Raw genomic sequence first — 23,055 nt, 5'->3', positions numbered from 1 at the left:
GACCCGGGACACTCCGGCCTGCCCACGATGTGACTACCCGCGCCACCTGGGGTTATTCAGCTTCGGATGCGGGATCCTCGACCTGGGTCCCGGCCATCGCGTCACGGGCCGCCCGGCGCAGCTTACGCTCCGAGATGGGGCGCTCCCCCACGTTCGCAGGGGTCCAGGCGTTCATGTCCTCATCGCTGAACTCGGTCTTCGCCCGCTTCTTGAGGGCGAGGCCCTCGACGCCGTCGGCGAGACGGCGCGTCACGAGCAGGAAACCGGTGTGGGCGACCATGCGGTGATTGGGGCGGACCGCCAGTCCTTCAAGATGCCAGCCGCGCACCATGGACTCCCAGGCGTCGGGTTCGGTGAAGCGGCCGTCGGCCCGGATGGCCTCGGCGGTACGGGAAAGCTGCGTGACCGTGGCGACGTAGTTGATCCACACACCGCCCGGAGCCAGCACGGTCGCAACGGCGTCGAGGCACTCCCAGGGTGCGAGCATGTCCAGGACCACGCGGTCCACGCTGCCCGGCGCCTCGGCCTTGACCACTTCGTCCTGGAAATCCCCCAGCGTGATCTGCCAGGCCGGGTGGGCGCCACCGAAGATGGTCTCCACATTGCCGCGCGCGATGTCCGCGAACTCCTCGCGGCGTTCGAAGGAGTGCAGATACCCGTGATCGCCCACGGCCCGGAGCAGGGAGATGGAGAGGGCGCCGGACCCGACGCCGGCTTCCACCACACGCGCACCCGGGAAGATGTCCGCCATCGTGACGATCTGGCCGGCGTCCTTCGGATAGACGACCGCCGCGCCACGCGGCATGGAGAGGACGAAGTCACTGAGCAGCGGACGCAAGGCCTGGTACTGCTGCCCGATGTTGTTGAGCGCCACGCAGCCGTCCGGCTGGCCGATGAGATCGTCGTGGTTCAGGAAGCCCCGGTGGGTGTGGAACGCGCCGCCGCTTTCCAGGGTGATGGTGTTCATCCGCCCCTTCTCATCGGTGAGCTGAACACGTTCCCCGACCCTGAAGGGCCCACGACGGCGGGCGGCGCCCACCGCCTGACGGGCGTCCGTACCGGGTGCCTGAGGGGTGTCCTGCGCGCTCATCTGAATTCCTTCTCCTGTCCCCTGCCGGGGAGTGGGCAAAATGTCCGGGTAGTAACTCTACCGTCAGCGACTGGGCCGGGGATTCGCGCGGCCCGTGATCGCAGCCACGATGACGGCCTGCCGCAAGAGGCCGGTGACCTGCCCGTGAGTGTCGATCACCGCGTACTGCTGGCCGTCCAAAGGCGCCAGATAGTCGATGAGCTCCTTGCCGGAGGCGTGTTCGGGCACATAGGCACCGGGCGCGAGTGGAGTGCTCACTGCGCTCACCGGCGTCGTGAGCGCCAGTTCCGCCGGGACACTCGACAGAGCCGCCGGGTCCAGCACGCCGCTGGGTGCCCCGTCCGCGGCCGTCACGACGAGCGTCACACCCGAGGAAGCGGCGCGGAGTGCCGTGGCCACCGTCGCCGTCGCCGGAATGCCTTGAGCCGGTTCCGCCAGCGCGGCGGCCTGGATGTCAGGCAGCCTGAGCCGCATGGTCCCGAAGCGGATGGCCTCCCCCGCCCCGAGCCAGAGGAAACCGGCCACGAGGGCTGTGATGATCACGAATTTGAAGTCCAGCGTTTCGCCGAGGAGGAACGGGCGAACGATGAAGTACAGGACGATCGCGGCGACGATGATTCTCCCGGCCCAGCCGGCCGCCACGGTGCCCTTCTCACGGTTTCCGCTGACGCTCCATACGATGCTCTCCACGAGCCTGCCGCCGTCGAGGGGAAGACCCGGAAGCACGTTGAAGATGCCGATCACGAAATTCGTCCAGGTGAAGATGCCGACCAGGATGCCCGGCACTCCGTGCGGATCCGCGGCGACGGTGACGAACCAGCCGACGGCGGCCAGGACGAAGTTCGCGAGCGGCCCGGCGAAGGCGACCACCACGGAACGCCATGGTGTCGCCGTGAACTCGTTGAACTGGGTGTGACCGCCCCAGAGGTTCAGCACGATCTTCTCCGTCGACCACCCGTACGCCCGTGCCGACAAGGCGTGGGCGAGTTCGTGGACCAGGACCGAGATCAGGAGAAGGATCGCGTAGCTCAAGGCGACCGCATAGGCCCACACACCGATGTCCGGCATGGTGGATTGCAGCAGCGGGCCGAAGGAGACCACGGTGAAGGCGGCGATGATGAACCAGGAGTAGGCCAGATAGATCGGCACGCCCCACAGCTTCCCGAGCCGGATGCCGTCCTTTCCGGCGACAGCGCTCACGCGGTCACCTTCCCGGCCTCGGCGCCCAGGTCCCCGGAACCGGAGTCCCAATGCTGTTCCAGCACGCCTCGGACGGCAGTCGCATCACGTCCCTGCAGGGAGTCCCAGCTCGTGTAACGGCCCGTGAAGTCAGGCAAGGGCACGGTGTGCGGAATGCCGATGGTCACAGCCCCCGATGCCAGTGCGGCGCTGACACCCGGCACGGAGTCCTCGAACGCGACGACGTGTTCGACGCCGAGAGAGGGCTCCGTCTCCCGCAGCGAGGCAATGGCCTGCAAGTAGGCCTCCGGGTCAGGCTTTCCACGAGTCACGTCGCCGCCGGTCACCAGGAATTCGAAGTAGTCCCGGGGCAGCTGCCGGACCACCAGGCTCGCCAGCGGCCGTTCACTCATGGTCACGAGAGCGCAGCGCACGCCCGTACCCGCGAGGGACTCGAGCATCTCGCGAGCACCAGGCCGCCAGGGCACTGCTTCTTCAATCTGCTCCATGACACGCCCGGACAGTGTCGTGATGATCTCTCGTTCCGAGAGGGGCACGCCCGCACCCTGGAGGATGCGGGCGCTCCGGTCCAATGCCTGGCCGACCAGTTGCATCGCCTGTTCGTGGCTCCAGCTGCCGCCGTACGACTCGACGAGCTGATGTTCGGCGGCGATCCAGTACGGTTCCGTGTCCACGAGAGTGCCGTCCATGTCCCAGAGCGCGGCTCTCAGAGGGCTCGATGGGCGGAGTTCGGCCGAAGGCGATGGAGCGGAGGAAAGCATGGTGCTCAGTCTACGTGGCCACCCTGTCGCTCCACGCCGGAGGAAGCCTCTGACCAGCCGCGGAAGTCCGTCGTAGGGTAGTGCCCATGGAGAACTTCGACGAGCAGCAAGGCCCGCAGGAGGAGACCTTCCTTTCCCGGGATGGCGACGGCCGGCGCAGAACGGTTCTCATCGCGGCTTTCGAAGGATGGAACGACGCCGGGGAAGCCGCCAGCGACACCGTCAAGTTCCTGGCCAAAGCGTGGCACGCCCGCAAGGTCTCGGTCCTGGAACCGGACGACTACTACGATTTCCAGTTCACCCGCCCCATGGTGCGGACCACTGCCTCCGGGGAACGCAAACTGCGTTGGCCGGGCACCAGGATCCACCGCGCGAGCGTGCCCGGGACCTCGGTGGACGCCATCCTGGTCAGCGGGGTGGAGCCTTCCTACCGATGGCGGGCGTTCACCGCTGAGATCCTGGCGCAGGCCGAAGAACTCGGGGTCGACAGGGTCATGCTGCTGGGCGCGCTCCTGGCCGATGTGCCCCACACACGCCCTCTTCCCGTCACGGTCAGCTCAGAGGACCGTGCTCTTCAGGAACGTCTCAACCTGGAGCCCTCGACCTATCAGGGCCCGACGGGGATCGTCGGTGTGCTGGCGGAGCTGGCGCGGCTGGCAGGCCTTCCCGCGATCTCACTCTGGGCCACCGTCCCGCACTACGTGGCGCAATCCCCATCCCCCAAGGCGCAGTTATCGCTGCTCCACCGCATCGAAGAAGTCCTTCAGGTCCCGATCGAACCAGGGGACCTCGCCGAGGATGCCGACGCCTGGGAACGGGGCGTCAATGAGCTGGCGTCCGATGACCCTGACATCGCAGGGTACGTACGCCAATTGGAAGAGGCCACGGACACCGCGGAGCTGCCGGAAGCGAGCGGCGAATCGATCGCCCGCGAGTTCGAGCGTTACCTCCGCCGCCGGGGAAAGGGCGACGGGCGCACTCAAGGCGAGCAAGGCTGACCCCGCCGATCGACGCAGCGTGCCGGGTCCGACGCGGAATCCCGCCGTCGGCCCCGGCACCGTCAGAAGAGGTTCTGGTGACCTCTCAGAGCTCGACGCCGAGCAGCGCGTTCACCAGGTCGGAGACCAGGTTCGCATCAGCGGGAGAGGCGGTCTGCCCCGCCTCGACAGCCTTCGCCGCCCAGCCATCAATGGCTTTCAATGCGCCGGGCGCATCGAGATCGTCAGCCAGGCGCTCGCGGACCGTGGCCAGCAGGGTTCCGGCGCTGCCTTCGGGTGCGGAGCCCAGGGCCCGGCGCCACGCGGCCAAGCGGCGTGTCGCGTCTTCGAGCAGCTGACCGGTCCAGAACCAGTCCTCGCGATAGTGGTTGGCGAGGACCGCCAGCCGGATGGCCGCAGGCTCCACTCCCTCGCGGCGCAGGCTGGAGACGAGGACGAGGTTCCCCAGCGACTTGCTCATCTTGGCACCGTCCAGCCCCACCATCCCGGTGTGGGCGTAGTGCCGGGCCATGGGCTCACCGGAGAGCGAATACCAGTGCCCTGCACCCATCTCGTGGTGCGGGAAGATCAGATCTGAACCACCGGCCTGCACGGTGAACGGGGACGGCAGGAAGCGCTGGGCGATCACGGTGCACTCGATGTGCCAGCCGGGACGTCCGTCCCCGAGTGATGAACCGTCCCAGTGAGGTTCCCCCGGGCGGGCGACGCGCCAGAGCAAGGGATCCAGTTTGCCGCGCTTGCCGGGCCGGTCGGGATCTCCGCCGCGTTCGGCGAACAGCGGAAGCATCTCCTCCTCGCTCAGCCCGGAGACGGTGCCCAGCTCCCAGGCCTCGACGTCCTGCCCCTGCGAGTCCGCCGCTGCGACGTCGTAGTAGACATCACCGTCCGGCTCACCGTTCACGCCGTCCACGCGGTAGGCGAAACCGTCCCGGAGGAGACGCTCGATCTCCGGGACGATCCATTCGATCGCCTCCACCGCGCCCACGTAATGGGCCGGCGCGATGACGTTGAGAGCCTCCATGTCCTCGCGGAAAAGGTCCGTCTGGTCGACGGCGAGTTCCCGCCAGTCCTGACCGGTCGCGGTGGCGCGCTCCAGGAGCGGGTCGTCGACGTCGGTGACGTTCTGTACGTAGTCCACCTGGCTGCCGGCGTCGCGCCAGGCCCTGTTGAGCAGGTCGAAGGCGAGGTAGGTGGCGGCGTGTCCCATATGGGTTGCGTCATACGGCGTGATCCCGCAGACATACATCGACTGCCGGGGCGCGGACAGGATGGTCGCAGGCCCGCCTTGAGAGGTGTCGAAGATCGTGACCGGGGGCATCTGCCCGGGGAGTTCGGGGACGGGGCGCGTGGTCCAGGATTTCACGCCTCCCACCCTATCGTCAGGCGGCGATGACCCCGAATCCGAGAAGCACGTAGAGGAGCGCACCGAGTCCGATGCGGTACCAGACGAACGCCTGGTAGCCGCGGCTCGAGATGAACTTCAGGAACCAGCCGATGATGACGTAGCCGACCGCGAAGGCGATGACCGTTGCGAGTGCCGTCTCCCCCAGACCGTATGGGCCGGCCGCTTCGGCACCTTTGACCACCTTGAAGAGCTGGTAGAAGCCGGAACCGAAGACCGCGGGGATCGCCAGAAGGAAGGAGTAGCGTGCCGCGGCTTCACGGGTGTATCCCATGAAGAGGCCCGCGGTGATGGTGCCTCCTGAGCGGGACACGCCCGGAATGAGAGCGAGGGCCTGCGCGAAGCCGTAGAGGATGCCGTGTTTGACCGTGAGGTCCTTCAGCTGGCGTTCCTGGCGGCCGTAGACATCCGCCGCAGCGAGGATCATGCCGAACAGGATGAGCATGGTCGCGACGATCCACAGAGAACGGAAGGTGTTCTCGATGTAGTCCTGAAGAAGGATTCCCAGAATGACGATCGGCACGCTGCCGAGGATCACCAGCCAACCCATGCGGGCATCGGGATCGTTCCGCGGCACCCGGCCGCGCAAGGATCCGAACCACGCCTTGACGATGCGGACGATGTCCTTCCAGAAGAACAGCAGTACGGCCGTCTCAGTGCCCAGCTGGGTGATGGCCGTGAAGGCCGCGCCGGGGTCGGAGGCGTTCGGCAGGAACTCCCCCACGATCCTCAGGTGCGCGCTGGAAGAGATGGGAAGGAACTCGGTCAGCCCCTGCACCAGGCCCAGGAGTATGGCTTCGATCCACGTCATGTAGTTGACCTTACGTCATGCCGCTACGCCCGCCCGGCGGCTGACATGGGGCGTCGCGCGGTGATTTCCGGCAAAGCTCGTCGAAAGCCGGGATTTTGCCAGAGAGGAGTGGTAGACATCTCACATGAAGGAACAGATTCTGCCGCGCTCCGTGGAGCAACGTCTGTACCAGGGCCAGAACTATGAGTACATGGTCATCAGCGTCGCCCGCGGAGAGTCCCTGCCGGATGCTCGGCGACGAGTGCTGGAGCACAGCGAGTACGGGAAGTGGGAACTCCACCGCTCCGTTCTCTACATGGGCGGCCACCGCCAGTACTGGATGCGGCGCCGGGTGATGAACGTGGCCCGTACCTTCTGAACGGACTCCCTGGATCCGAACGGATCAGCCGGGCTCCCGGCGTTCCCTCAGCCTTCGCTGACAGGTCCCAGCCAGGCGGTCGCCACCGTCCCGTGCGCCGACTCGTCGTCGGAGGGATGGAACAGGCCTGCCAGCACATCGCGGTACAGGCGCTCCAGTTCGCTGCCCCGGAAGTAACTCCCGCCGCCCGAGACGCGCACCGCCAGACGGACCACGTCCTGTGCGGTCTCCGTGGCGCGCACCTTGAGCGAGACCAGCTTTGAGAACCAGTGGGCTCCATGGTCCACGAGTTCGTCCACGTCGCGCCCCACGCTCTCCAGCTGAGGCCCGATGCCTTCACGCAGCATCGCGGCATCCGCCACCTTCCAGCGGATGTCCGGATCGTTCGCGTAGCTGGCGCCGCCATTCTTGAAGGACTTCCTGCGCCGGACGTTCAGGACGGCGAGTTCCAGGGCGCGGTCGGTGATGCCCGTGTACACCGCCGCGAGCAAGGTCTCGAAGCACGCGAAGATGGCGAAGATGAGCGGATCCGCGTTCGGGCCCACCGGCAGCTTGCGGAAGACCCGCTCCGCCGGGGCGTGCACGCCGTCCAGGACCGTGGTGTTGGACTGGCTTGCCCGCATGCCGAGCGTGTCCCAGTCCTCCAGGATGCGGTAGCCCGGAGTGTCCCGGCCGATGAAGGCGTGCACCAGCACCGGCTCGGCTCCGCTCACGTCCTTGCCGAAGATGCCGAGCCGTGTCCACGCGGGAGAAAGGCTCGTGAAGATCTTGGTGCCCGTGAAGCGATAGCCGCCCTCGCCATCGGGCTCGGCACTGGTTCGCGAGTCGAACAGCACGGCGTCGTTGCCTGCTTCGGAGTTGCCGAAGGCGAAGATCTCGCCGCGGGCGGCCTCTTCCGTGACGAACCGCAGTGAGTCATCGCCCCGGGCCGCGAGCACGTGCGCGACGCCGGTCCAGACCAGATGCATGTTGACCGCCAGGGCCGTGGCCGGCGCGGCCGAAGCGAGACGGCGCTGCAGGCGGACGACGTCGAGCAGGCCGCAGCCCAGGCCGCCGTCGGCCTCCGGAACGAAGGCTTTCAGATAGCCGGCCTCCGCGAGTTCCTCCAGATCTTCGTGGAAGAAGGAGTTCTCCGCGTCGTAGCGTGCCGCCCTCTCACGGAATCGCTCCAGCAGGACGTCCGGCAGGATCGTGGCCGCATCCATCGGGACTCCTCTAGTACCGGGCGAGCAGATCGGACAGGACCCTGGTGCCGAAGCGCAAGGAGTCCAGTGGCACTCGCTCGTCGACGCCGTGGAACATGCCGGTGAAGTCAAGCTCCTCCGGCAGGCGCAGCGGGGCAAAGCCATAGCCTGTGATGCCGAGCTGGCTCAGCGACTTGTTGTCGGTCCCTCCGGACAGGGTGTAGGGCAGGACCGTGGCTTCCGGATCGTGCTTCTTCAGCGAGTCCACCATGGCGTCCACCAGATTGCCCGAGAACGGGACCTCCAAGGAGACGTCCTTGTTGACATAGCTGAGCTCGATGCCGTCGCCGGCAAGGTTCTTGATGATGTCGAAGACCTGCTCCTGCTGGCCGGGCAGGGTCCTGCAGTCCACCAGCGCTTCGGCCGTTTCCGGGATGACATTGTGCTTGTAGCCGCCGCCCAGCAGTGTGGGGTTCGAGGTGTTCTGCAGGGTCGCGCCGACGAAACGAGCCACCGTGCCGAGTTCCTTGAGAAGGATGTCCGGGTTCTCCGGGTCGAACTCGACGCCGGTCAGCTCGGTGACGCCGTCGAGGAACTGCCGTGTCGTGTCCGTCAGTTCGATCGGCCATTCGTACTGCCCGATCCGCCCGACGGCGGCCGCCAGGCGGGTCACCGCATTGTCCGTGTTGATCTGGGAACCATGCCCGGCCCGGCCGTGGGCGACCAGCCGCAGCCAGGACAGGCCCTTCTCCGCAGTCTGCAGCAGGTACGCTCGCTTGCCGCCGATCGTCGAGGAGAATCCGCCGACCTCTGAGATGGCCTCGGTGGCCCCGTCGAAGAGTTCCGGACGCTTGTCGACCGCATAGCGCGCCCCGTAGTCTCCCCCGGCCTCCTCATCCGCGAAGAAGGCGAAGACGATGTCCCGCTTCGGCTTGATGCCGCGCCGCGAGAAGTCACGGAGCGTCGCGAGGATCATGGCATCCATGTCCTTCATGTCGACGGCGCCGCGGCCCCAGATCATGCCGTCCTTCACCTCGGCGGCGAACGGGTCCACACTCCACTGATCCCTCAGGGCCGGCACGACGTCCAGATGACCGTGCACCACCAGCGCGCTGGCAGAAGGGTCCTGCCCCTCCATCCGGGCCACGACGCTGGCACGGCCGGGAGAGGACTCGAAGATCTCGGGTTCCAGCTGGGCTTCGGCCATCAGGCCGGCGACGTACTCGGCGGCTTCCCGCTCCCCGGGCCCGTTGTTGTCACCGAAGTTGCTCGTGTCGAAGCGGATCAGTTCGCGGCAGATGTCCACGACCTCCGCCTCAGCGATGGATCCGTTTCCGTTCTCAGGGGTGCTCATGGTCTCACCTTTCCGTTCCGGCGCAGGGGTGTTCCTCCCCAGCGTAGCCCGCCTTCACGGAGGGCCCGGAGCGTTCCTTCACAGGCCGCAAAAGGGTCTTCTCGCAGCTCAGCCCCGATTTCGCGTTTGCCGGAAAAGCGTGTAAAGTATTTCTCGTTGCCCCGGCGGGTTGAACAGCGGAAACGCTGAGAAACAGGCCGGATCACCCAGATGCGCGGGTGGCGGAATGGCAGACGCGCTAGCTTGAGGTGCTAGTGCCCGAATAGGGCGTGGGGGTTCAAGTCCCCCTCCGCGCACGAACACGAAGAACCCCCGGTCACTGACCGGGGGTTCTTCGCTGTCCAGGCACACAATGGATGCATGAGTCCGCGCCTCTACACCCTGCGTTCCACCTGGCATCTTCCGGCCGGGCCGGACAGGGTCTGGGAGATCATCACCGATCCTGGGCTGACGCCCGGGACCCCGTTCTGGTGGCCGGGGTCGCTGCTCCTGGCACCGCTCCCCCTCAAGGATGCGCACGGTTCCCAGCAGGAGTCCCTGCTGAGGACGACCGCGCAGCTCTCCTTCCGTTCGGGAATCGGCTACCGACTGAACATCGCGGTCCATCCGACGCGAGTGCAGCGGCCGAGCGTGCTGGAGTTCGACGCCGACGGCGACCTTCAGGGATGCGGAGCTCTGCGGCTGAGCGCCGCGGACGACGGTGCGTCGACACGCCTGGAGATCGAATGGACCGTCCGTCCGACCCGTCGTTGGATGATCGTCCTGAGCCCTCTTGCCGCACCGGTTTTCACGGCAGCCCATGCCCGCGTGATGCGTCGCGGCGAAGAAGGCCTGACGCGGCTTCTGCAATCGGGTGCCCCCTGAGCCGGACAGCCCTTCCTTGACCGCAGCTCAGTGGCCCTTCAGCCTGCGGGACCTGTGGAGGGCTCGCCTGGACGGCTGGTATCGCTCACAGAGTTCTGCGGCGACGGCGAAATGGCCGCGGGTCCGCCCGGCGTCGGTGACGGCGGGTCCTGTACGGCCACGGCCACCCGCACCGTGACAACGCTGCCGACAGCGGCCCGCGATCCTTCGGGCACTGACAATCCAGCCACTGCGTCCGCACCTCGCCCACTGTGACCGCCGTCCACGACGACGGCGAATCCTGCGGTGCGCAAGGACTGGATCACGTTCGAAACGCTCCTTCCGAGCAGTCCTAACGGCACCGACTGCATCCCGCTGGCCACGGTCAGATCGACAGGGGCTCCCGGCCGGAGCAGTTCCCGGGCCCCAGGTGACGAAGACAGGACCGTTCCGGCGGGATAGGCGGAATCGGATTCCGTGATCGTCCCCACTGTCAGCCCCAGGGCGGAGAGCTCCCTGGTCGAGTCGTCCAGACGCCTCCCGCTCAGTACGGGGACGGGCAGGCCGGGTGCGGCCGTGGATGGTTCTGCCGTCGCTTTGCCGCGTGGCGGCGGCCCGTCGGAGAGGAGCAGGACGATTGCACTCCCCCGCGTCACGTTGGTGCCCTCGCCAGGGTCCGTCCCGGAGACCTTTCCGCGGGGCACCGTGGGATGGAAACGATGAGTCTGACCGCCCAGCAGTAGCCCGGCGCCACGCAGAGCGTCGCTGGCCTGCTCGGCCGACAGGCCGCGCACTGGCGGAACCGGCACCGAGGCCGCGGCTGCAGGTGAGGCCCACGGCCTGATCAGGGCCAGCATTCCACCGCCGGCGAGCAACACGACCAGCACGAACAGCCAGCCCCCCACGGACTTCGCCTTCCGGCGTGGGCCGCGCTCGTCCGCGGGGATGTGACCGGCGAGATCCTTGGGGACCGCCTCCGTGCTCCAGGAGGAGGCCCGCTCCGCGGCCACACTCATCGCCCGCTCGTGCCGCAGGGCCCTCTGCTCGCGGAGGGTCAATGGCATCGTGACCTCCCGTGCCGCCTGGATCACCGGGGCTGTGCGCTGCGCCGCCGGTAGCGGAACAAGAGGCAGTGGTTCGGTGACCGGTTCCTCAGCCATGCGTGTTTCCCGTGTCCAGTTGGGCATAGACCACGAAATTCTGGTCCGATGCGGCACGGTAGTCGTATTGGAAGCACGTCACCAGGACCAGTCGTCCCGGCACAGCCTCCCAGAGCTTTCCGGCACCTAGGATGTCTGTCTTCGCGTACCGGGCGGAACCGGTGACCGTGTAGCTGTAGCTCCCCTCCGGCGCGGTGACGAGGATCTTCTGTCCCACGTGCACGGCACCGCCGGCTGCGCTCTTGTCCAGAAGCGGGTTGAACGCTGCGGGCACCTCGGACGATGAGTGCGCTGCGATATAGAGGGTGTTGCGGGAGGCCGGGCCCGCGGTGCCGAAGTCCATCACCCAGAAGGCGTCCTGAACCGTGGGCGGGTCCAGCGTCCGGTCTTGGGGCAGTCGGCTCGCGTAGACCCTGACGTCGAGTCCGACGTCGGGCAGTTGAACCCGCAGAGGCTGGCCGGGAACGGGCGGCACTTCCGCACCGCGGCCACTGCTCTCGGACGGGGCGGCGGTTCCCCCGATGAGAACCGGAGCACCGGGCGGCGGGCCGCCGGGCATCGAGGGAGGCACGGGCCTCGCCGACGGCACCGCGGACGCTGATGACGTCCCCGGTCGTCCCGGCTCGGCGCGGATGCCCCAGAGCAGGGCTCCGGCTGCGGCCAGGACGACGCCGGTCAGACCACCTGCGAGCAGGATCCGCCAGATCCTCCTCATGGCCGTCCGGCCCGCTCCGCATAGGCGTCAGCCGCAGCCAGAACCTCTTCAACATAAGGCTGGGAATGGTTGTAGGCGAGGACCGCACGGGTCCACCCGGCGGCCGTGCCGAGATCGCCTCCCGCCGCGCACAGATAGCGGGCGGCAGTCAGGGCCGCGTCGTCCATGTTGTGCGGGCTGGCCGCTCTGCCGTCTCCCGCGGCACGGCTCGCGTACCGGGCCCACGTCGACGGAATGAACTGGAAAGGACCCACCGCACGGTCCCAGCGAGTGTCGCCGTCCAGCGCTCCTCCGTCGGTGTCACGGATCATGGCGAAGCCGTTCCCGTCCAGTGCCGGGCCGAGAATACGCCCCGTGAGCTCGCCGTCGCTCTGGACGTGGTTGCCCCCGAAGGTTCCGTGGCGCGATTCGATGTACCCGATACCGGCGATGGTGTTCCATCCGATTCCGCAACCGGGCGTGCTCCGCTCGGTTTGCACTGCGGCCCCGGCATAAGACTGCAAGGCTCGCACCGGGATCCCCGTCCGCTCCGCCGTCCGTGTCAGCCAGCCACGGTCGATGCCGGCGGTGTCATCGCCGAGGCCGCCGGGATCCGGGCCGACGACCGAGGGCAGGCCGGCGCCGGACCCGGCACCGCTTTCCGCACCGGACTGAGCCACGGACTCACCTGACATCGTCGTGATCTTTCCTGAGACGGGTGCGGGCCCCGCCGACCAACCCGCGGCATGGTCGATCTCCGACTGCCAGAGCGGCCTGCCCGTTTCGGAGGTCTCCTTCTGCCCACCGGTTCCGTGCAACACCACGAGCGCTGCGTCTGCGGCGTCCACCGCTTGCGCTGACCCGGCTCCCGACGGCCGTGAACCGTGCATCGCGAGGGCGCCCCAGCCGGTTCCGGCCAGGAGCACGATGGCTGCAAGGCCCGTGGCCCAGTGTGAACGCCGTGTCATTGCCATCCGCGGGTCTCAGCCGAAACGGCCGTTGACATAGTCCCCGGTGCGGTCATCCTGCGGCTCCTGGAACATGAGCCGGGTAGGGCCGTGCTCCACGATGACTCCCGGGGTGTTCTGCGCCGCCAGAAAGAAGGCGCAGTGATCAGAGACGCGCGCCGCCTGCTGCATATTGTGGGTGACGATCACGATCGTCACCTGATCCCGCAAGGACTCGATGGTCTCCTCGACGCGACGGGTGGACGTCGGGTCAAGGGCGGAGCAAGGCTCATCCATCAGCAAGACCCGCGGCGCGACGGCGAGCGAGCGGGCGATGCACAGGCGTTGCTGCTGCCCGCCGGACAGACCGCCACCGGGCTGGAGGAGACGGTCCTTCACCTCGTCCCAGAGGGAGGCCTTCCTCAGGGAGTCCTCCACCAGGAAGTCCTTCTCCTCACGGGAGGCCTTGATGCCGGTGAGTTTCAGACCGGCCACCGTGTTGTCGTAAATGGACATGGCCGGAAATGGGTTGGCCTTCTGAAACACCATGCCGATATCGCGCCTGGCCTGGGTGATACGGCGGTTCGGATCGTAGACGTCCTCGCCGTCGAGGAGGACCTGCCCGGCCAAGGAAGCAGACGGGATCATTTCGTGCATCCGGTTCAGGATGCGCAGAAAGGTCGATTTCCCGCAGCCGGACGGGCCGATCAGGGAGGTGACCTTCCCCGCCTGCATGGCCAGGGAAACTCTGTCCAGCACCTTGTGGTCCCCGAACCAGGCGGAGATGTCCTGGGCGTGGAGCTCCGCCGGTTCGGAGAGCCGGATGGCCTGCGGCGGGTTGGCCGGAAGTGGGTCTTCGATGTCGTGCAGCATCAATTCGTCCAGTGGCGCCTGCACCTCGAGGGTGGAATCGCGGCGGCCGCGGCGGGCCCGGAGCAGATGAGTCATGGTGAGGGTTCCTTAGACGGTTTCAGAGGAGGTTGGGCAGCAGCATGCCCAAGGGTGTGGCGATGAGCAGGCCGAGGGTGAGGAACGCCGGGATGAAGATCATCCAGCTCTGCCAGCGGCCCCATTTCTTCCAGCTCCAGACACAGGCGACACCCGCGGCGATGGCGAGCTGGAGCAGGAACACCAGCCCCACCAATCCGGAAGTGTCTGATCCGAGAGGTTTCTCCGCGTCGGTGATCGACCCGACCCGGATCGCGTCGAGCGCCTTGGCACCCGCCGTCGAGACGAGCTTGGCATCCACCCGGAGGACGTCGTCGGGCAGGAACGGCAGCCCGCCGGCGGTCGCGAGCGTCATGCGCCCCTCGCTCGGTTTCATGGCCCCGGGCTCAGGGTCTCCGGGGTTCCTGATCCCCGAGACCTCGTAGGTGAATCGGCCCTGGCCGGTGGAGACGACGAACCGGTCTCCGAGCTGAAGCCTGCTCAGACCACCGAAGACCCCGCCGTAGGCGCCATTGCGCCCCATGACGACGGCGTTGCCCGGCTGGCCGGGGAATGCCGTGTCGCGCTGATGTCCCACAGCCTGCGCGGTCTGGGACGAGGTGGTGCCCTCAACCATCACCTCCTTGAGGTCAAGCCGCGGGATCTCCAGATAGGCGATCGGCGTCCCCAGGGGAATCAGCGCGCCGTCGCTGTCGCTCGGCCCCACCGGCACGGACCCTTCGGCCAGCTTGAGTCGCAGCTCAGTGGTCAGCTGCTGCTGCGCTGCGGCATGCTGAACCCGGGACACGAACACCAACTGGATCAGGAACCCCAGAATGACGATCGCCACCAGTTGCAGCATCAAGGAGAAATCCAGCTCCCAGCGCCGGGGCGCCGGCGCTGCTTTGGGGCGAGGCGCTTCGAACAACGACGGCGTTGGCGGGGGCACGTTCTCCGGCGCCGCCGCCTCGACGGTCGCCGTCATGAGTCGGTCCCCTTCCCGCTGCGTCCGCCCTTGATGTAACGCGCCGCGAGCGGCGGCGTCAGGACCAGCAGCAGAAGGAACAACGCGGCCACCAGAAGCAGGTTCTGAGAGGTCCCCCAGCCCGTGTTCCCCGCAAGCACCAGCGGAACCGCCTTCGCGCCAGGGCCGGAAGCCTCCGCCGAGGCGTCCATGTACTGCTGGGCCTGCTCCGCGGCCAGCACATTTCCCTTGGCGTCGGTGCACTGGCCGGTGGCGCGGTTGCAGGACACCCCGGACTTGTTCGCCTTGGCCGGCTGGTTCTTGGCGGCCGGGCTGTTGCCCTGCGGCACCGCCCCGTTGGAGCCGGGGCCCTGTGCCGCGGCCGGGCCCTGCGCCGCCGCAGGTCCGTCGGAGCCTCCCGCCACCTGACCGGGCTTGGCACCCGGGCCGGCGTTGTAGCCGACGTTCTTCCCCCTCCAGGGCGCCTGGCACGCGGAGTCACAGCCGCTCGGGAACGGCGCCGTGAAGACGAGCTGGTTGTTGTTCACGTCCTGGCCCGGCTTGAAGGTGGGGTTGTTGCAGGGGTTACCGGAACTGTTCTGGGCCGCGTTGATCGTCGAGTCCAGCCGGCTCTTGGTGTCCGCGTCCAGTCCGGGGATCTTCTTGACCTGCTGCATCGCGGACATCACCAGGTTCATGGGCAGGGGCGAGTAGCCCAGCGCTCCCATGGTCTGTTGCCCCTCACAGAGTGAATACGTCGAGAAGTTGCCGAGTGCGGCGCCTTTGCTGTTGTCGAAGCTGCCCCGGGTCTGGGCCGGCGCCAGCATGTAGGTGTAAGCGGACAGCGCATAGACCCGTGGGTCCTTGTGCGTGTAGACGGCGGAGAGGTCCTGGCTGAGATAGTTCGGTGAGCTCGCATCCGTGTTGATCTTGGCCTTGGTCAGCGCCACGGCCACGGCCGTATCGGTGGGGATGGTGAAGAACCCTGCCGCATTGCCCACCTGCGCCACCGGGAAGTTCGCCCCGAGAGCGTAGGAGTATTCGTCGTAGTTGATGGTGTACGGAGTGTTCGCCGTGTAGGTCGTCACCCCGCTGGATCCGTTCTGCGCCGAGAAGTTGGATATCCCCTGGCCTGGGAAGTACGAGGTGGCTCCGCCGTTCGGGCAGCCGCCGGTCTTGCCGCAGAGCTCGGCGTAGTAGGACGGGAACTGGCGCTTGAGCCACAGGGTGAACTGGGCTGTGGCCCCGGACCCTTCGGAGCGCACCACGACGCGGATCTGTTGGTCGGGCAGGTTCACTCCGGGGTTGGTCTTCGCAATCGCCGGATCATTCCAACGGGTCACCTTTCCGGTGAAGATCCTGGCCAGCGCATCCTGGGTGAGTTTGAGTTCGGAGAAACGCTTGCCGTTGACCGGCAGGTTGTACATGAAGCTGGTGCCACCGGCGGCGATGGGCAGCATCGAGTATTTGAACCCGGGGAACACCGTGTCCTGAGGATCTGCGGTGTCGCCCTTGTACGGGATTTCGGAGACCGCGAAGTCCACCAGGCCGTTGGCGAATTCCTTACGTCCCGTGGAGGAACCGCTGGGGTTGTAGTCCACGGTGCTTCCCTGGGAGCGGATGTCCGTGACCCACTGGTTGACCGCGTTGCCGGCCCAGGACGAGCCGGATCCGCCGATGCGGGTGTAGCTCGCGGCGAGGGCGGCCGGGACGAAAGTCCCGGAGGCGATGGTCAGGACCGTCAGCAGGGCGAGGACCCGTCGGGTCACCCGGCCCCGGGTCTGCCTGGTCTTCTGGGGCTCGTGTGTCATGGTCGTTCGTCCTCGGGGGTGTATGTCGGGTGGCTGACCAGCCACAGGCTGCGGTTTTCCTCGATGCGTCTGAGCCAGGCGCGGGACCTTGCCGCGCGCCGTCGTTGTTGTCCTGCCGTGAGCTTGCCCGCCTGCTGCCCACCGAGTACACGGGCGAGTATGAACAGCACCAGCACCACGAAGAGGAGGAAGGTGGCCGTGGCGAAGCCGCGGGCCACCATATTGGGCTGGCCCGACTTCACGAATTCCAGGGCCGCAAGCGGGAGGGACACCTGTGGTCCCTCGAAGGGGTTGAAGTTGAGATTGTTCGTGACCCCCGCCGTGAGCAGCACCGGAGCGGTCTCACCGATGCCGTGTGCCGTGCCGAGGATGATGGCCGTCACCAGCCCCGAGCGTACGGTCGGCAGGACCACGTGCAGCACCACACTCCACTGCCCGGCCCCGAGCGCGAGACCCGCCTCGCGCAGATTGCCGGGCACCAGGCGGAGTACGACGTCGGCGGAACGGATCATGATGGGGATCATCAGGACGGTGATCGCCAGGGAGGCCGCGAAGCCGTTGAACTGCCGCGTGATACCGATGATCACTGCCGCGTAGATGAACAGCCCGGCGACCACGGACGGCAAGGCCGTCATCGCCTCCACCACCGTCCGGACCAGCCGCGCGAAGCGGCCTCCGACCTCGTTGAGGAACACTGCGGTGGTGACACTGAAAGGGACCGAGATGGCCAGGGCGATCCCGATCTGCTCCAGTGTTCCCACCAGGGCGTGGATGATGCCACCCTTCTCGAGCGGGGCCAGAGGGCCCGCCACTCCCATGTCCTGGGTGAAGAAGTTCGCGTTGCCGAACACGTCCCATCCACGCGTTCCCGTGAATCCGATCACCAAGGCCAGCGACGCCACCACCACGATCGCGGCGGACCAGAGCATGACGCTCCAGAACCTGTCCCGCACGGCAGGGCCACGGTTCGTGATGAACACCAACGCGGCGTAGGTGCCCAGGAACCAGAGATAACTCAGAAGAGGCATCCAGCCCAGAGGTACGATCCCCAACGCGATGCAGAGCAGGGCTCCCACCGAGAGGCCAGCTGCACCGGCACCGGCGATGGAGAGCACCTCCTCCTTCGATACGCCGATCCGGATCCGCTCCTGAGGAGGTGCCGTCTCCGGCAGGTCCAGCCGAGGCAGGGACGTCTTCTCGGCGTCCAGCCGTTCTTCCGGTGCTCTGGTTCCGATCATTTCCGTCGTCATCTCAGGCCTCACTTTCCGCGCCCGAACGCGAACGCGCGATGATGGCCGACGCCGTGAAGTTGACCAGCATGGTCAGGACGAACAGCGCCAGACCTGCGGCCATCAGCGCGGACATGGTGAATTCGTTGGCCTCCCCGTACTTGAGGGCGATGAGAGCCGCCACCGAGTTGGCCCCGGTCTGGAGGACGTGGAAGTTGATCGCGTAGGAGGCCGTGTTGATGATGAGGTAGATGGCGATCGTCTCGCCGAGCGCCCTGCCCAGTCCGAGCATGGTGCCGCCGATGATGCCGCCCTTTCCGAAAGGGATCACCACCGAACGGATCATGCCCCAGCGAGTGGCCCCGAGCGCATAAGCACCCTCCCGTTCCCCGATGGGTGCCCGGGAGAAGGACTCCATCATCACGGAGGTCTGGATGGGCAGGATCATGAGCGCCACGACGAGGCCCGCTATGAAGGTGGACGAGGTGTAGAGCGAGTCATTGGGCAGCGGATTATCTGGTTCCACGCCGTCCACGGCGAAGATCGGGATCCAGCCGAACCACGTGGAGAGCCAGCGGGCGAAGGGAACGATCTGCACCTGGAGGAAGCTCAGGCCCCAGAGCCCGAAGACCACCGAGGGGACGGCTGCCATCAGGTCGATCACCGAGGTGAGGATGCTCCGCACCCGTCCTCCGGCCACCTCGGTGATGAAGAGTGCCGTGCCCAGCGCAAGGGGCAGGGAGACCAGGAGCGCGACGGCAGCGATCAGCACGGAACCGGTGATCACGGCGGCGATTCCGAAATTGTTGTTCTCCGGCGCCCATTCCTGAGTGGTGAGGAAGTTCCCCAGGCCCACCGAGTTGATCGCGGAGATGCCGTTTCCGGCGAGGAACAGCCCCACCAAGGCCATGACCGCCAGCACGACCACTCCGCCGCTGCGGGTCAGAGCCCTGAACCACAGGTCCTTGCGCTCCAGCACCTGCCGGATCTTGCGCGGCCCGGACGGCGGCGCTCCGAGGGCCGCCTCATTGCGGATGGACGTGCTCATGCTTCTCCCCCACCGCGAAGGCGCTTGAGAATGGGGGATGCGATGGACGCCACGAGCCCGAGCCCCAGGAGGACGAACAGACCGTAGCTGGCCCATGCGGCCGGAGTCACCGCGGTGACTCCGTTGCTGACCGGGCTGGCGGCGTCGGCCTGCTGAGTGCTCTTGCTGCCGTCCGGGGCGGGCTGACCGGCCGCGGCACCGGCATCCGTCGGTTCCGCGGCGGTGTTCGCGGCACCGCCGTCGCCTTTGACGTTCGGCAGGAGGGGTGTGAGCGGTCCCTGGGCACCGTTGGCCGGCCGGCTCACATCTGGGATGAGAGAACCGGAGCCGCCGGGTTTGCTCTCCACTGGAGCTCCGCTGGAACAGCCGGGTTTCCTTTCGCCTTTGAAGGTGGCAAGCGCGCACGTGGCCTGGGCCTTCATCGCCGCCGTGATGGGCGCATAGCCTGGCGGAAGCTGGCCGACGCCGAATCCCGGCTTCTGTCCCGGACCTGTCATGTAGTTGATGACCGTGTCGATCTGCTTCACGACGTCCGGGGTGGCCTTCGCCCCCGATTTGAGCGCCGCATACACCGGCATCGTGAGCGGGTATCCCCCGGCGTCCAGGGCCTTCACGGGATCCGGCTGAGGTGCCGCCTCCGTGGTGAAAGCAGAGGAGGCCTTGGTCAGTGAGGACTCATCGGCACCGACACAGACCTTGCCACTGTCGTCGCAGAGGAGGGCGGTCTGCAGCTGATAGTTGGCGGCCGTCGCGGTGTCGGTGATGCCGAAGACCGAGGAAGTGCCGACCCGCGGGCTCTTGGAGGACTGAGCTTGCCACTTCCCGGGTGGAGGAACAGGACAGAGGCTGACCACGGTGTCGCACCAATAGTCGATGTTCTGCACGAAAGTCATTCGAGAGGTTCGCTGCCCAGCGATCGCCATATTGTCCACACGAGGAAACGCGTCAGGCAAGGTCTGCGGGGCAGTTTTCGCCTCTCCAATCAGGCCGGGTTCTCCCTGGGTCCACAGCACCTGAGGGTACGCCGCAGAATAGGGCGGATAGATTTGCGGACCGTCGACGAATTCCGGGAGTTTAACCGCAGCGGCCCGTTGGGCGGCGGCTTTTGTCTCCAGCGCCTTCGCTTGTGACTCGCACCCGACATAGCTTCGTGTCGAGTAGAACGGCTGAACCGTCATCCCATCGGGATCAGGGCAACCATTCAAAAATGAGGCGGCTGCAGGATCACTGGCGAGCCATTTCCAAACCACCTGCGCGGCATCCGAGTTAAGCAACTCAAGATTGAAGTTCCGGTTGTCCAGAAGGTTCAGATACGGCGGCTTGTCCTTATCGAAATTCAATTGGGGGTTCAGCCGCAGGAACTCCGGGTCGTACGAAAGATAGAACGGGGAATCGTATCCGGGAGGCTGAGGCCGAACCAGATTGGCTTGGCTATAGCTCGACGTCAGCAACTTCGCGAGGAGCCTGGCATTGAGTTTCAGCCCTGTGACCAGACCAGCAGATTGCGGCTTTCCGTCCACAACATCGGTCAACCCGACCCGGTACCCGATACTTACCCCGGCGAGTGCGACTGGTGTGTGCTCCGCCCCGCTGGACGGCTGAGAAGTGAAAGCCAACGGATTGCCACCGGCTTGTTGGACGCGGGCGTTGGAGTCGGCGACTTTGGCGAGGGCGAAGCCTTGTCCCTGGCCGCAAAGGGCCGGGATCCAGGAAGCCGCAGCGGGCGCAAGTACTTCTGAACCGGAAGACAGGAGGCGCTGCTGGGTACTGGAGCACGGCTTGGGGATGTCACGGAACTTGATCTTCACTTGAAGACGCTGCGCCCAAGCAGACGGACTGGCGGCTTTGGCACCTTGAAGCTGGCCCACCTTTGGCACGGCCACTAGCCAGCAGTCACTCGTGGACGGAGCATCCTCTCGCTTGCCACAGCCCATGAATTTGGCTTCCGTGGTGGTATGGACCTCGAACGGCACGCTTGCGGTTCCGGTCTTGTTTACATAGAGACGCGATACCTCATTGGTGGAGTTCTGGTTGATGACCGGGCTCGTCAACGGGTAGCCGGATACGAGCGACCCGTCGATTCCCATCACCTTCAGATAACCGTCCTGATCGATGAGCCCGCCGCGCTCCCAGTCACCTCCGGCGAGCAGTGGATCTCCGCCGATTTGCTGAGCGAAGGTGGTGGGGCCGTCTATGGCGCTTCCTCGCTGTCCCCAACCGGCGGCACCGAGCTCGCAAGTACTCGGATCCGGGGCCTGGGCTGCGGGATCCGGTTTGCCGTTCGGTCCGGGCGCTCCCCAGCACTGAAAGAGCTGAAATTGGTCGCCGCTCTCCCCGCCACCAATACCAGGTGACGGATCGGCAAGCCCATCCAGGCGGATGCCAATCACCTGATTCACCAGATCCTTGCTCTGCGAGACCGTCATGCTCAACCCGCCACGGCCGTTGTCCGGGCCGAGGAGCGACTGAACCGAATTCCTGATCCGCGCCGGGATGTCGGCATAGCTCTTGCCCGCTGTGTGAGGCAGCGGGGTGGCCCGTTCCCTGGCCACCGTGTTCTCGGGGGCGTTTCCCTTGTTGTCCCAGCGGACGGTGACAGCCGAGTCCGAGGCGAAGCTGCCGTCCGGTCCCCAGGCCTTGTCGTTCGAAGGCTGCGGGGCCGCTTGAGCAGCGGGCACCGTGGCGAGTGGCATCGCTATGGCACCGAGCGAGGCGACAGTCACGGCTGCGACGGAAACCAGACGTCCTAATGCAGGAGGAAGAGTTCGCAGAAGCATGATGGGATCTTTCGTGGAACACGGGCTTGAGACGGGGCGGGGATGGGGACGGACACGCAGTGGCTCAGTGCCCGCGCTTCCTGGCGCGCCGAGTCAGGATGTTGAAGCCAAAGGCGAATCCTGTGACCAGGACCAGGGCGGCGGCGAACAGGCCGGTGATTCCTTCGGGTGAGGAGACCGTCTGCCCGAGCCAGCCGGTCAGCGGGGCGAAGCCGCTGTTGGCCCCGGGCGTGTGTGCGCCACCGCCGGGCGCCGGGGCGGCGCTGCTGCCCGTGTCGCCAGGGCCGGGATCGGGCTCGCTCTCGCTCGGGGAGGGCGACGTCGTCTCCGAACTCTCACTGGGCGTAGGAGTCGGGGACGGGCTTTCAGTCGGCGGCGGAGTCGTGGGCGTCGTCGTGGGGACTCTCACGGAGACCACGGTGGACTCGGAGCCGCCGTAAAAGGGTCCGGTGGCACCCGGCTCAGCAGGAACGAACTTCGCGGTGTAGTCATGGGTCGAGCCCGGTTCCAGATTGTTCACCGCAAACGTCGCCTTGCCTGCCGAAACCGTCTGCTGACCGAGCTTGGCGGCACCCTCGTAGAACTCGATGACGCCTTGCGCATCGTCCGCGAGCCCGCCCGCGATGTCGGCATTGACCTCGGCACTGAGATCGACGGAACCGACTTTGCCCGTACCGCTCAACTTGGTGGTGGTGGGATTGAGCTTGGCCGGAGTGCTCCAGTTCTTGACATCGGCGCCGGTGGTGAGGGCCGTCCAGGCCGTGACCGCCTTGCCGTTGATCCCTTGAACCGTCGTCTTGCCCGTCCAAGTGGTCATGTCGAGCACGCTCTCGACGCAGAGAACTCCGAAGCTGTAGCTGTGGTTCGGCTTCAGGACACCGGGCAGCGCGGACTTGGCGACCCAGTTGTTCCTGGTGCTGAAAAATTCCCCGGTGTATGACGAGAACTTCGTACTCCCATCGCCCAGGAGCCCGGTGTCGGAGTACGCCACGAGGGCGCCGGAGTCGATCAACGACTGCGGAGTCGTGTTCGCATCCACCACGGGCAGTTCGCTGCCCTGTTCAGCGATGAACGGTAACGCGCCGACGGTGCCACCACTGCTCGCGGGACATTCGAGTGAACCCGTGACGGTCACGGGGTATCCACCGAGCGGGACTCCGGGGTCCCCCGGGGTGTACCAGGTTCCGGAATTCGGGTCGAGGGTGATGGCCCCTGCACCGGAACCGTCGCCGGGCGCCGCCGCGACAGGCGGGGCGGCCAGCGAGCCGGCGAGGAAGAACGAACCCAGGAGTGCGAAACCGAGAGCGCGGCCGATGCGGGACATGGAGAAGTTCACGATGCTGCTTTCAGAAGTGAGGTGCGAGTGAGGGTGGTGGGGCCGTGGGGGGGGGGGGGGGGCCGGCCCCCCCCCCGCCGGCGGGGGGGGGGGGGGGGGTGCGTGTTAAGCGCGACGGGCGCGGCCCCCCCCCCCCCCCAGGTGGGGGGGGGGAGGGAGGA

Annotated in this window: 20 protein-coding genes and 1 tRNA gene; 4 read left to right on the top strand and 17 right to left on the bottom strand. The window is 66.6% G+C overall.

Translation table 11 applies throughout. The annotated features are described in order from the left end of the window. Positions 1-52: 52 nt before the first annotated feature. From ACIPXZ_RS15900 to ACIPXZ_RS15890, 3 genes are all read right to left on the bottom strand, one after another. Entirely contained in the window at positions 53-1,090 is a 1,038-nt protein-coding gene (locus tag ACIPXZ_RS15900; protein ID WP_400596070.1) for a tRNA (adenine-N1)-methyltransferase, read from the bottom strand. A gap of 63 nt (positions 1,091-1,153) precedes the next feature. Continuing rightward, on the bottom strand, positions 1,154-2,290 hold the full coding sequence (locus tag ACIPXZ_RS15895) for a site-2 protease family protein (RefSeq protein ID WP_400596068.1): 1,137 nt from the start codon (positions 2,288-2,290) through the stop codon (positions 1,154-1,156). Further along, positions 2,287-3,051, bottom strand: a complete 765-nt coding sequence (locus ACIPXZ_RS15890) for an HAD family hydrolase (RefSeq protein WP_400596066.1) — start codon at positions 3,049-3,051, stop codon at positions 2,287-2,289. Before ACIPXZ_RS15890 ends, ACIPXZ_RS15895 begins: the two co-directional genes overlap by 4 nt. Positions 3,052-3,137: 86 nt before the next feature. On the opposite strand from ACIPXZ_RS15890, the gene ACIPXZ_RS15885 reads away from it, so the two are divergent. Beyond that, positions 3,138-4,049 carry a PAC2 family protein gene (locus ACIPXZ_RS15885; RefSeq protein WP_400596064.1) on the top strand — a complete coding sequence of 304 codons (912 nt, stop codon included), beginning with the start codon at positions 3,138-3,140 and terminating at the stop codon, positions 4,047-4,049. Positions 4,050-4,134: 85 nt separating this feature from the next. Here the strand turns inward: ACIPXZ_RS15885 and mshC are convergent, their stop codons facing one another. Together mshC and ACIPXZ_RS15875 are read right to left on the bottom strand one after the other, a co-directional pair. Then, a complete protein-coding gene (mshC, locus tag ACIPXZ_RS15880) occupies positions 4,135-5,412 on the bottom strand; it encodes a cysteine--1-D-myo-inosityl 2-amino-2-deoxy-alpha-D-glucopyranoside ligase (protein WP_400596062.1) in 1,278 nt (425 codons plus the stop codon). A gap of 16 nt (positions 5,413-5,428) precedes the next feature. Continuing rightward, positions 5,429-6,262, bottom strand: coding sequence for an undecaprenyl-diphosphate phosphatase (locus tag ACIPXZ_RS15875; RefSeq protein WP_400596060.1), 834 nt, complete (start codon positions 6,260-6,262; stop codon positions 5,429-5,431). Between the two features lie 124 nt (positions 6,263-6,386). Between ACIPXZ_RS15875 and ACIPXZ_RS15870 the strand changes: the two genes are divergently transcribed. Then, entirely contained in the window at positions 6,387-6,620 is a 234-nt protein-coding gene (locus ACIPXZ_RS15870; RefSeq protein WP_400596058.1) for a DUF5703 family protein, read from the top strand. Between the two features lie 47 nt (positions 6,621-6,667). Here ACIPXZ_RS15870 and ACIPXZ_RS15865 read toward each other — a convergent pair whose 3' ends face one another. Then, positions 6,668-7,825, bottom strand: coding sequence for an acyl-CoA dehydrogenase family protein (locus tag ACIPXZ_RS15865; RefSeq protein WP_400596056.1), 1,158 nt, complete (start codon positions 7,823-7,825; stop codon positions 6,668-6,670). Positions 7,826-7,835: 10 nt separating this feature from the next. Next, on the bottom strand, positions 7,836-9,158 hold the full coding sequence (locus ACIPXZ_RS15860) for a M20/M25/M40 family metallo-hydrolase (protein ID WP_400596054.1): 1,323 nt from the start codon (positions 9,156-9,158) through the stop codon (positions 7,836-7,838). 212 nt (positions 9,159-9,370) lie between these two features. Between ACIPXZ_RS15860 and ACIPXZ_RS15855 the strand changes: the two genes are divergently transcribed. Beyond that, a tRNA-Leu gene (locus tag ACIPXZ_RS15855) sits at positions 9,371-9,454 on the top strand. A 64-nt stretch (positions 9,455-9,518) separates the two neighbouring features. Further along, entirely contained in the window at positions 9,519-10,022 is a 504-nt protein-coding gene (locus ACIPXZ_RS15850; RefSeq protein WP_400596052.1) for a hypothetical protein, read from the top strand. A gap of 38 nt (positions 10,023-10,060) precedes the next feature. Here ACIPXZ_RS15850 and ACIPXZ_RS15845 read toward each other — a convergent pair whose 3' ends face one another. From ACIPXZ_RS15845 to ACIPXZ_RS15800, 10 genes are all read right to left on the bottom strand, one after another. Then, positions 10,061-11,161 carry a PASTA domain-containing protein gene (locus ACIPXZ_RS15845; RefSeq protein WP_400596050.1) on the bottom strand — a complete coding sequence of 367 codons (1,101 nt, stop codon included), beginning with the start codon at positions 11,159-11,161 and terminating at the stop codon, positions 10,061-10,063. Further along, complete coding sequence (locus tag ACIPXZ_RS15840; protein WP_400596048.1) at positions 11,154-11,876, bottom strand: class F sortase; 723 nt, start codon at positions 11,874-11,876, stop codon at positions 11,154-11,156. Before ACIPXZ_RS15840 ends, ACIPXZ_RS15845 begins: the two co-directional genes overlap by 8 nt. Further along, the gene (locus ACIPXZ_RS15835; RefSeq protein WP_400596046.1) at positions 11,873-12,823 is read right to left on the bottom strand and encodes a lytic transglycosylase domain-containing protein; all 951 of its coding nucleotides are present in this window, start codon (positions 12,821-12,823) and stop codon (positions 11,873-11,875) included. Before ACIPXZ_RS15835 ends, ACIPXZ_RS15840 begins: the two co-directional genes overlap by 4 nt. A 15-nt stretch (positions 12,824-12,838) precedes the next feature. Continuing rightward, entirely contained in the window at positions 12,839-13,750 is a 912-nt protein-coding gene (locus ACIPXZ_RS15830) for a phosphate ABC transporter ATP-binding protein (protein WP_400596045.1), read from the bottom strand. A gap of 22 nt (positions 13,751-13,772) precedes the next feature. Continuing rightward, a complete protein-coding gene (locus ACIPXZ_RS15825; RefSeq protein ID WP_400596044.1) occupies positions 13,773-14,714 on the bottom strand; it encodes a sortase in 942 nt (313 codons plus the stop codon). Further along, a complete protein-coding gene (pstS, locus tag ACIPXZ_RS15820; protein WP_400596042.1) occupies positions 14,711-16,504 on the bottom strand; it encodes a phosphate ABC transporter substrate-binding protein PstS in 1,794 nt (597 codons plus the stop codon). The genes ACIPXZ_RS15825 and pstS overlap by 4 nt, the downstream gene beginning before the upstream one ends. Next, on the bottom strand, positions 16,501-17,742 hold the full coding sequence (locus ACIPXZ_RS15815) for a PstA family ABC transporter permease (protein WP_400596040.1): 1,242 nt from the start codon (positions 17,740-17,742) through the stop codon (positions 16,501-16,503). Before ACIPXZ_RS15815 ends, pstS begins: the two co-directional genes overlap by 4 nt. A gap of 13 nt (positions 17,743-17,755) precedes the next feature. Continuing rightward, positions 17,756-18,781, bottom strand: coding sequence for a phosphate ABC transporter permease subunit PstC (pstC, locus tag ACIPXZ_RS15810; protein WP_400596038.1), 1,026 nt, complete (start codon positions 18,779-18,781; stop codon positions 17,756-17,758). Then, positions 18,778-21,558, bottom strand: coding sequence for a hypothetical protein (locus ACIPXZ_RS15805; protein WP_400596036.1), 2,781 nt, complete (start codon positions 21,556-21,558; stop codon positions 18,778-18,780). The genes pstC and ACIPXZ_RS15805 overlap by 4 nt, the downstream gene beginning before the upstream one ends. A gap of 64 nt (positions 21,559-21,622) precedes the next feature. Continuing rightward, positions 21,623-22,894, bottom strand: a complete 1,272-nt coding sequence (locus tag ACIPXZ_RS15800) for a hypothetical protein (RefSeq protein ID WP_400596034.1) — start codon at positions 22,892-22,894, stop codon at positions 21,623-21,625. Positions 22,895-23,055: the final 161 nt, after the last annotated feature.

Origin of the sequence: Arthrobacter sp. NPDC090010 (genome assembly GCF_044748305.1) — a bacterium.
Classification (GTDB): domain Bacteria; phylum Actinomycetota; class Actinomycetes; order Actinomycetales; family Micrococcaceae; genus Arthrobacter_E.
This window is presented reverse-complemented; position numbering and strand designations above follow the sequence as displayed.

Coding starts and splice junctions, on each gene's coding strand:
- ACIPXZ_RS15900 (WP_400596070.1), bottom strand. CDS start 1,090: ATGAGCGCGCAGGACACCCCTCAGGCACCCGGTACGGACGCCCGTCAG.
- ACIPXZ_RS15890 (WP_400596066.1), bottom strand. CDS start 3,051: ATGCTTTCCTCCGCTCCATCGCCTTCGGCCGAACTCCGCCCATCGAGC.
- ACIPXZ_RS15885 (WP_400596064.1), top strand. CDS start 3,138: ATGGAGAACTTCGACGAGCAGCAAGGCCCGCAGGAGGAGACCTTCCTT.
- ACIPXZ_RS15875 (WP_400596060.1), bottom strand. CDS start 6,262: ATGACGTGGATCGAAGCCATACTCCTGGGCCTGGTGCAGGGGCTGACC.
- ACIPXZ_RS15870 (WP_400596058.1), top strand. CDS start 6,387: ATGAAGGAACAGATTCTGCCGCGCTCCGTGGAGCAACGTCTGTACCAG.
- ACIPXZ_RS15865 (WP_400596056.1), bottom strand. CDS start 7,825: ATGGATGCGGCCACGATCCTGCCGGACGTCCTGCTGGAGCGATTCCGT.
- ACIPXZ_RS15860 (WP_400596054.1), bottom strand. CDS start 9,158: ATGAGCACCCCTGAGAACGGAAACGGATCCATCGCTGAGGCGGAGGTC.
- ACIPXZ_RS15850 (WP_400596052.1), top strand. CDS start 9,519: ATGAGTCCGCGCCTCTACACCCTGCGTTCCACCTGGCATCTTCCGGCC.
- ACIPXZ_RS15845 (WP_400596050.1), bottom strand. CDS start 11,161: ATGGCTGAGGAACCGGTCACCGAACCACTGCCTCTTGTTCCGCTACCG.
- ACIPXZ_RS15840 (WP_400596048.1), bottom strand. CDS start 11,876: ATGAGGAGGATCTGGCGGATCCTGCTCGCAGGTGGTCTGACCGGCGTC.
- ACIPXZ_RS15835 (WP_400596046.1), bottom strand. CDS start 12,823: ATGACACGGCGTTCACACTGGGCCACGGGCCTTGCAGCCATCGTGCTC.
- ACIPXZ_RS15830 (WP_400596045.1), bottom strand. CDS start 13,750: ATGACTCATCTGCTCCGGGCCCGCCGCGGCCGCCGCGATTCCACCCTC.
- ACIPXZ_RS15825 (WP_400596044.1), bottom strand. CDS start 14,714: ATGACGGCGACCGTCGAGGCGGCGGCGCCGGAGAACGTGCCCCCGCCA.
- pstS (WP_400596042.1), bottom strand. CDS start 16,504: ATGACACACGAGCCCCAGAAGACCAGGCAGACCCGGGGCCGGGTGACC.
- ACIPXZ_RS15815 (WP_400596040.1), bottom strand. CDS start 17,742: ATGATCGGAACCAGAGCACCGGAAGAACGGCTGGACGCCGAGAAGACG.
- pstC (WP_400596038.1), bottom strand. CDS start 18,781: ATGAGCACGTCCATCCGCAATGAGGCGGCCCTCGGAGCGCCGCCGTCC.
- ACIPXZ_RS15805 (WP_400596036.1), bottom strand. CDS start 21,558: ATGCTTCTGCGAACTCTTCCTCCTGCATTAGGACGTCTGGTTTCCGTC.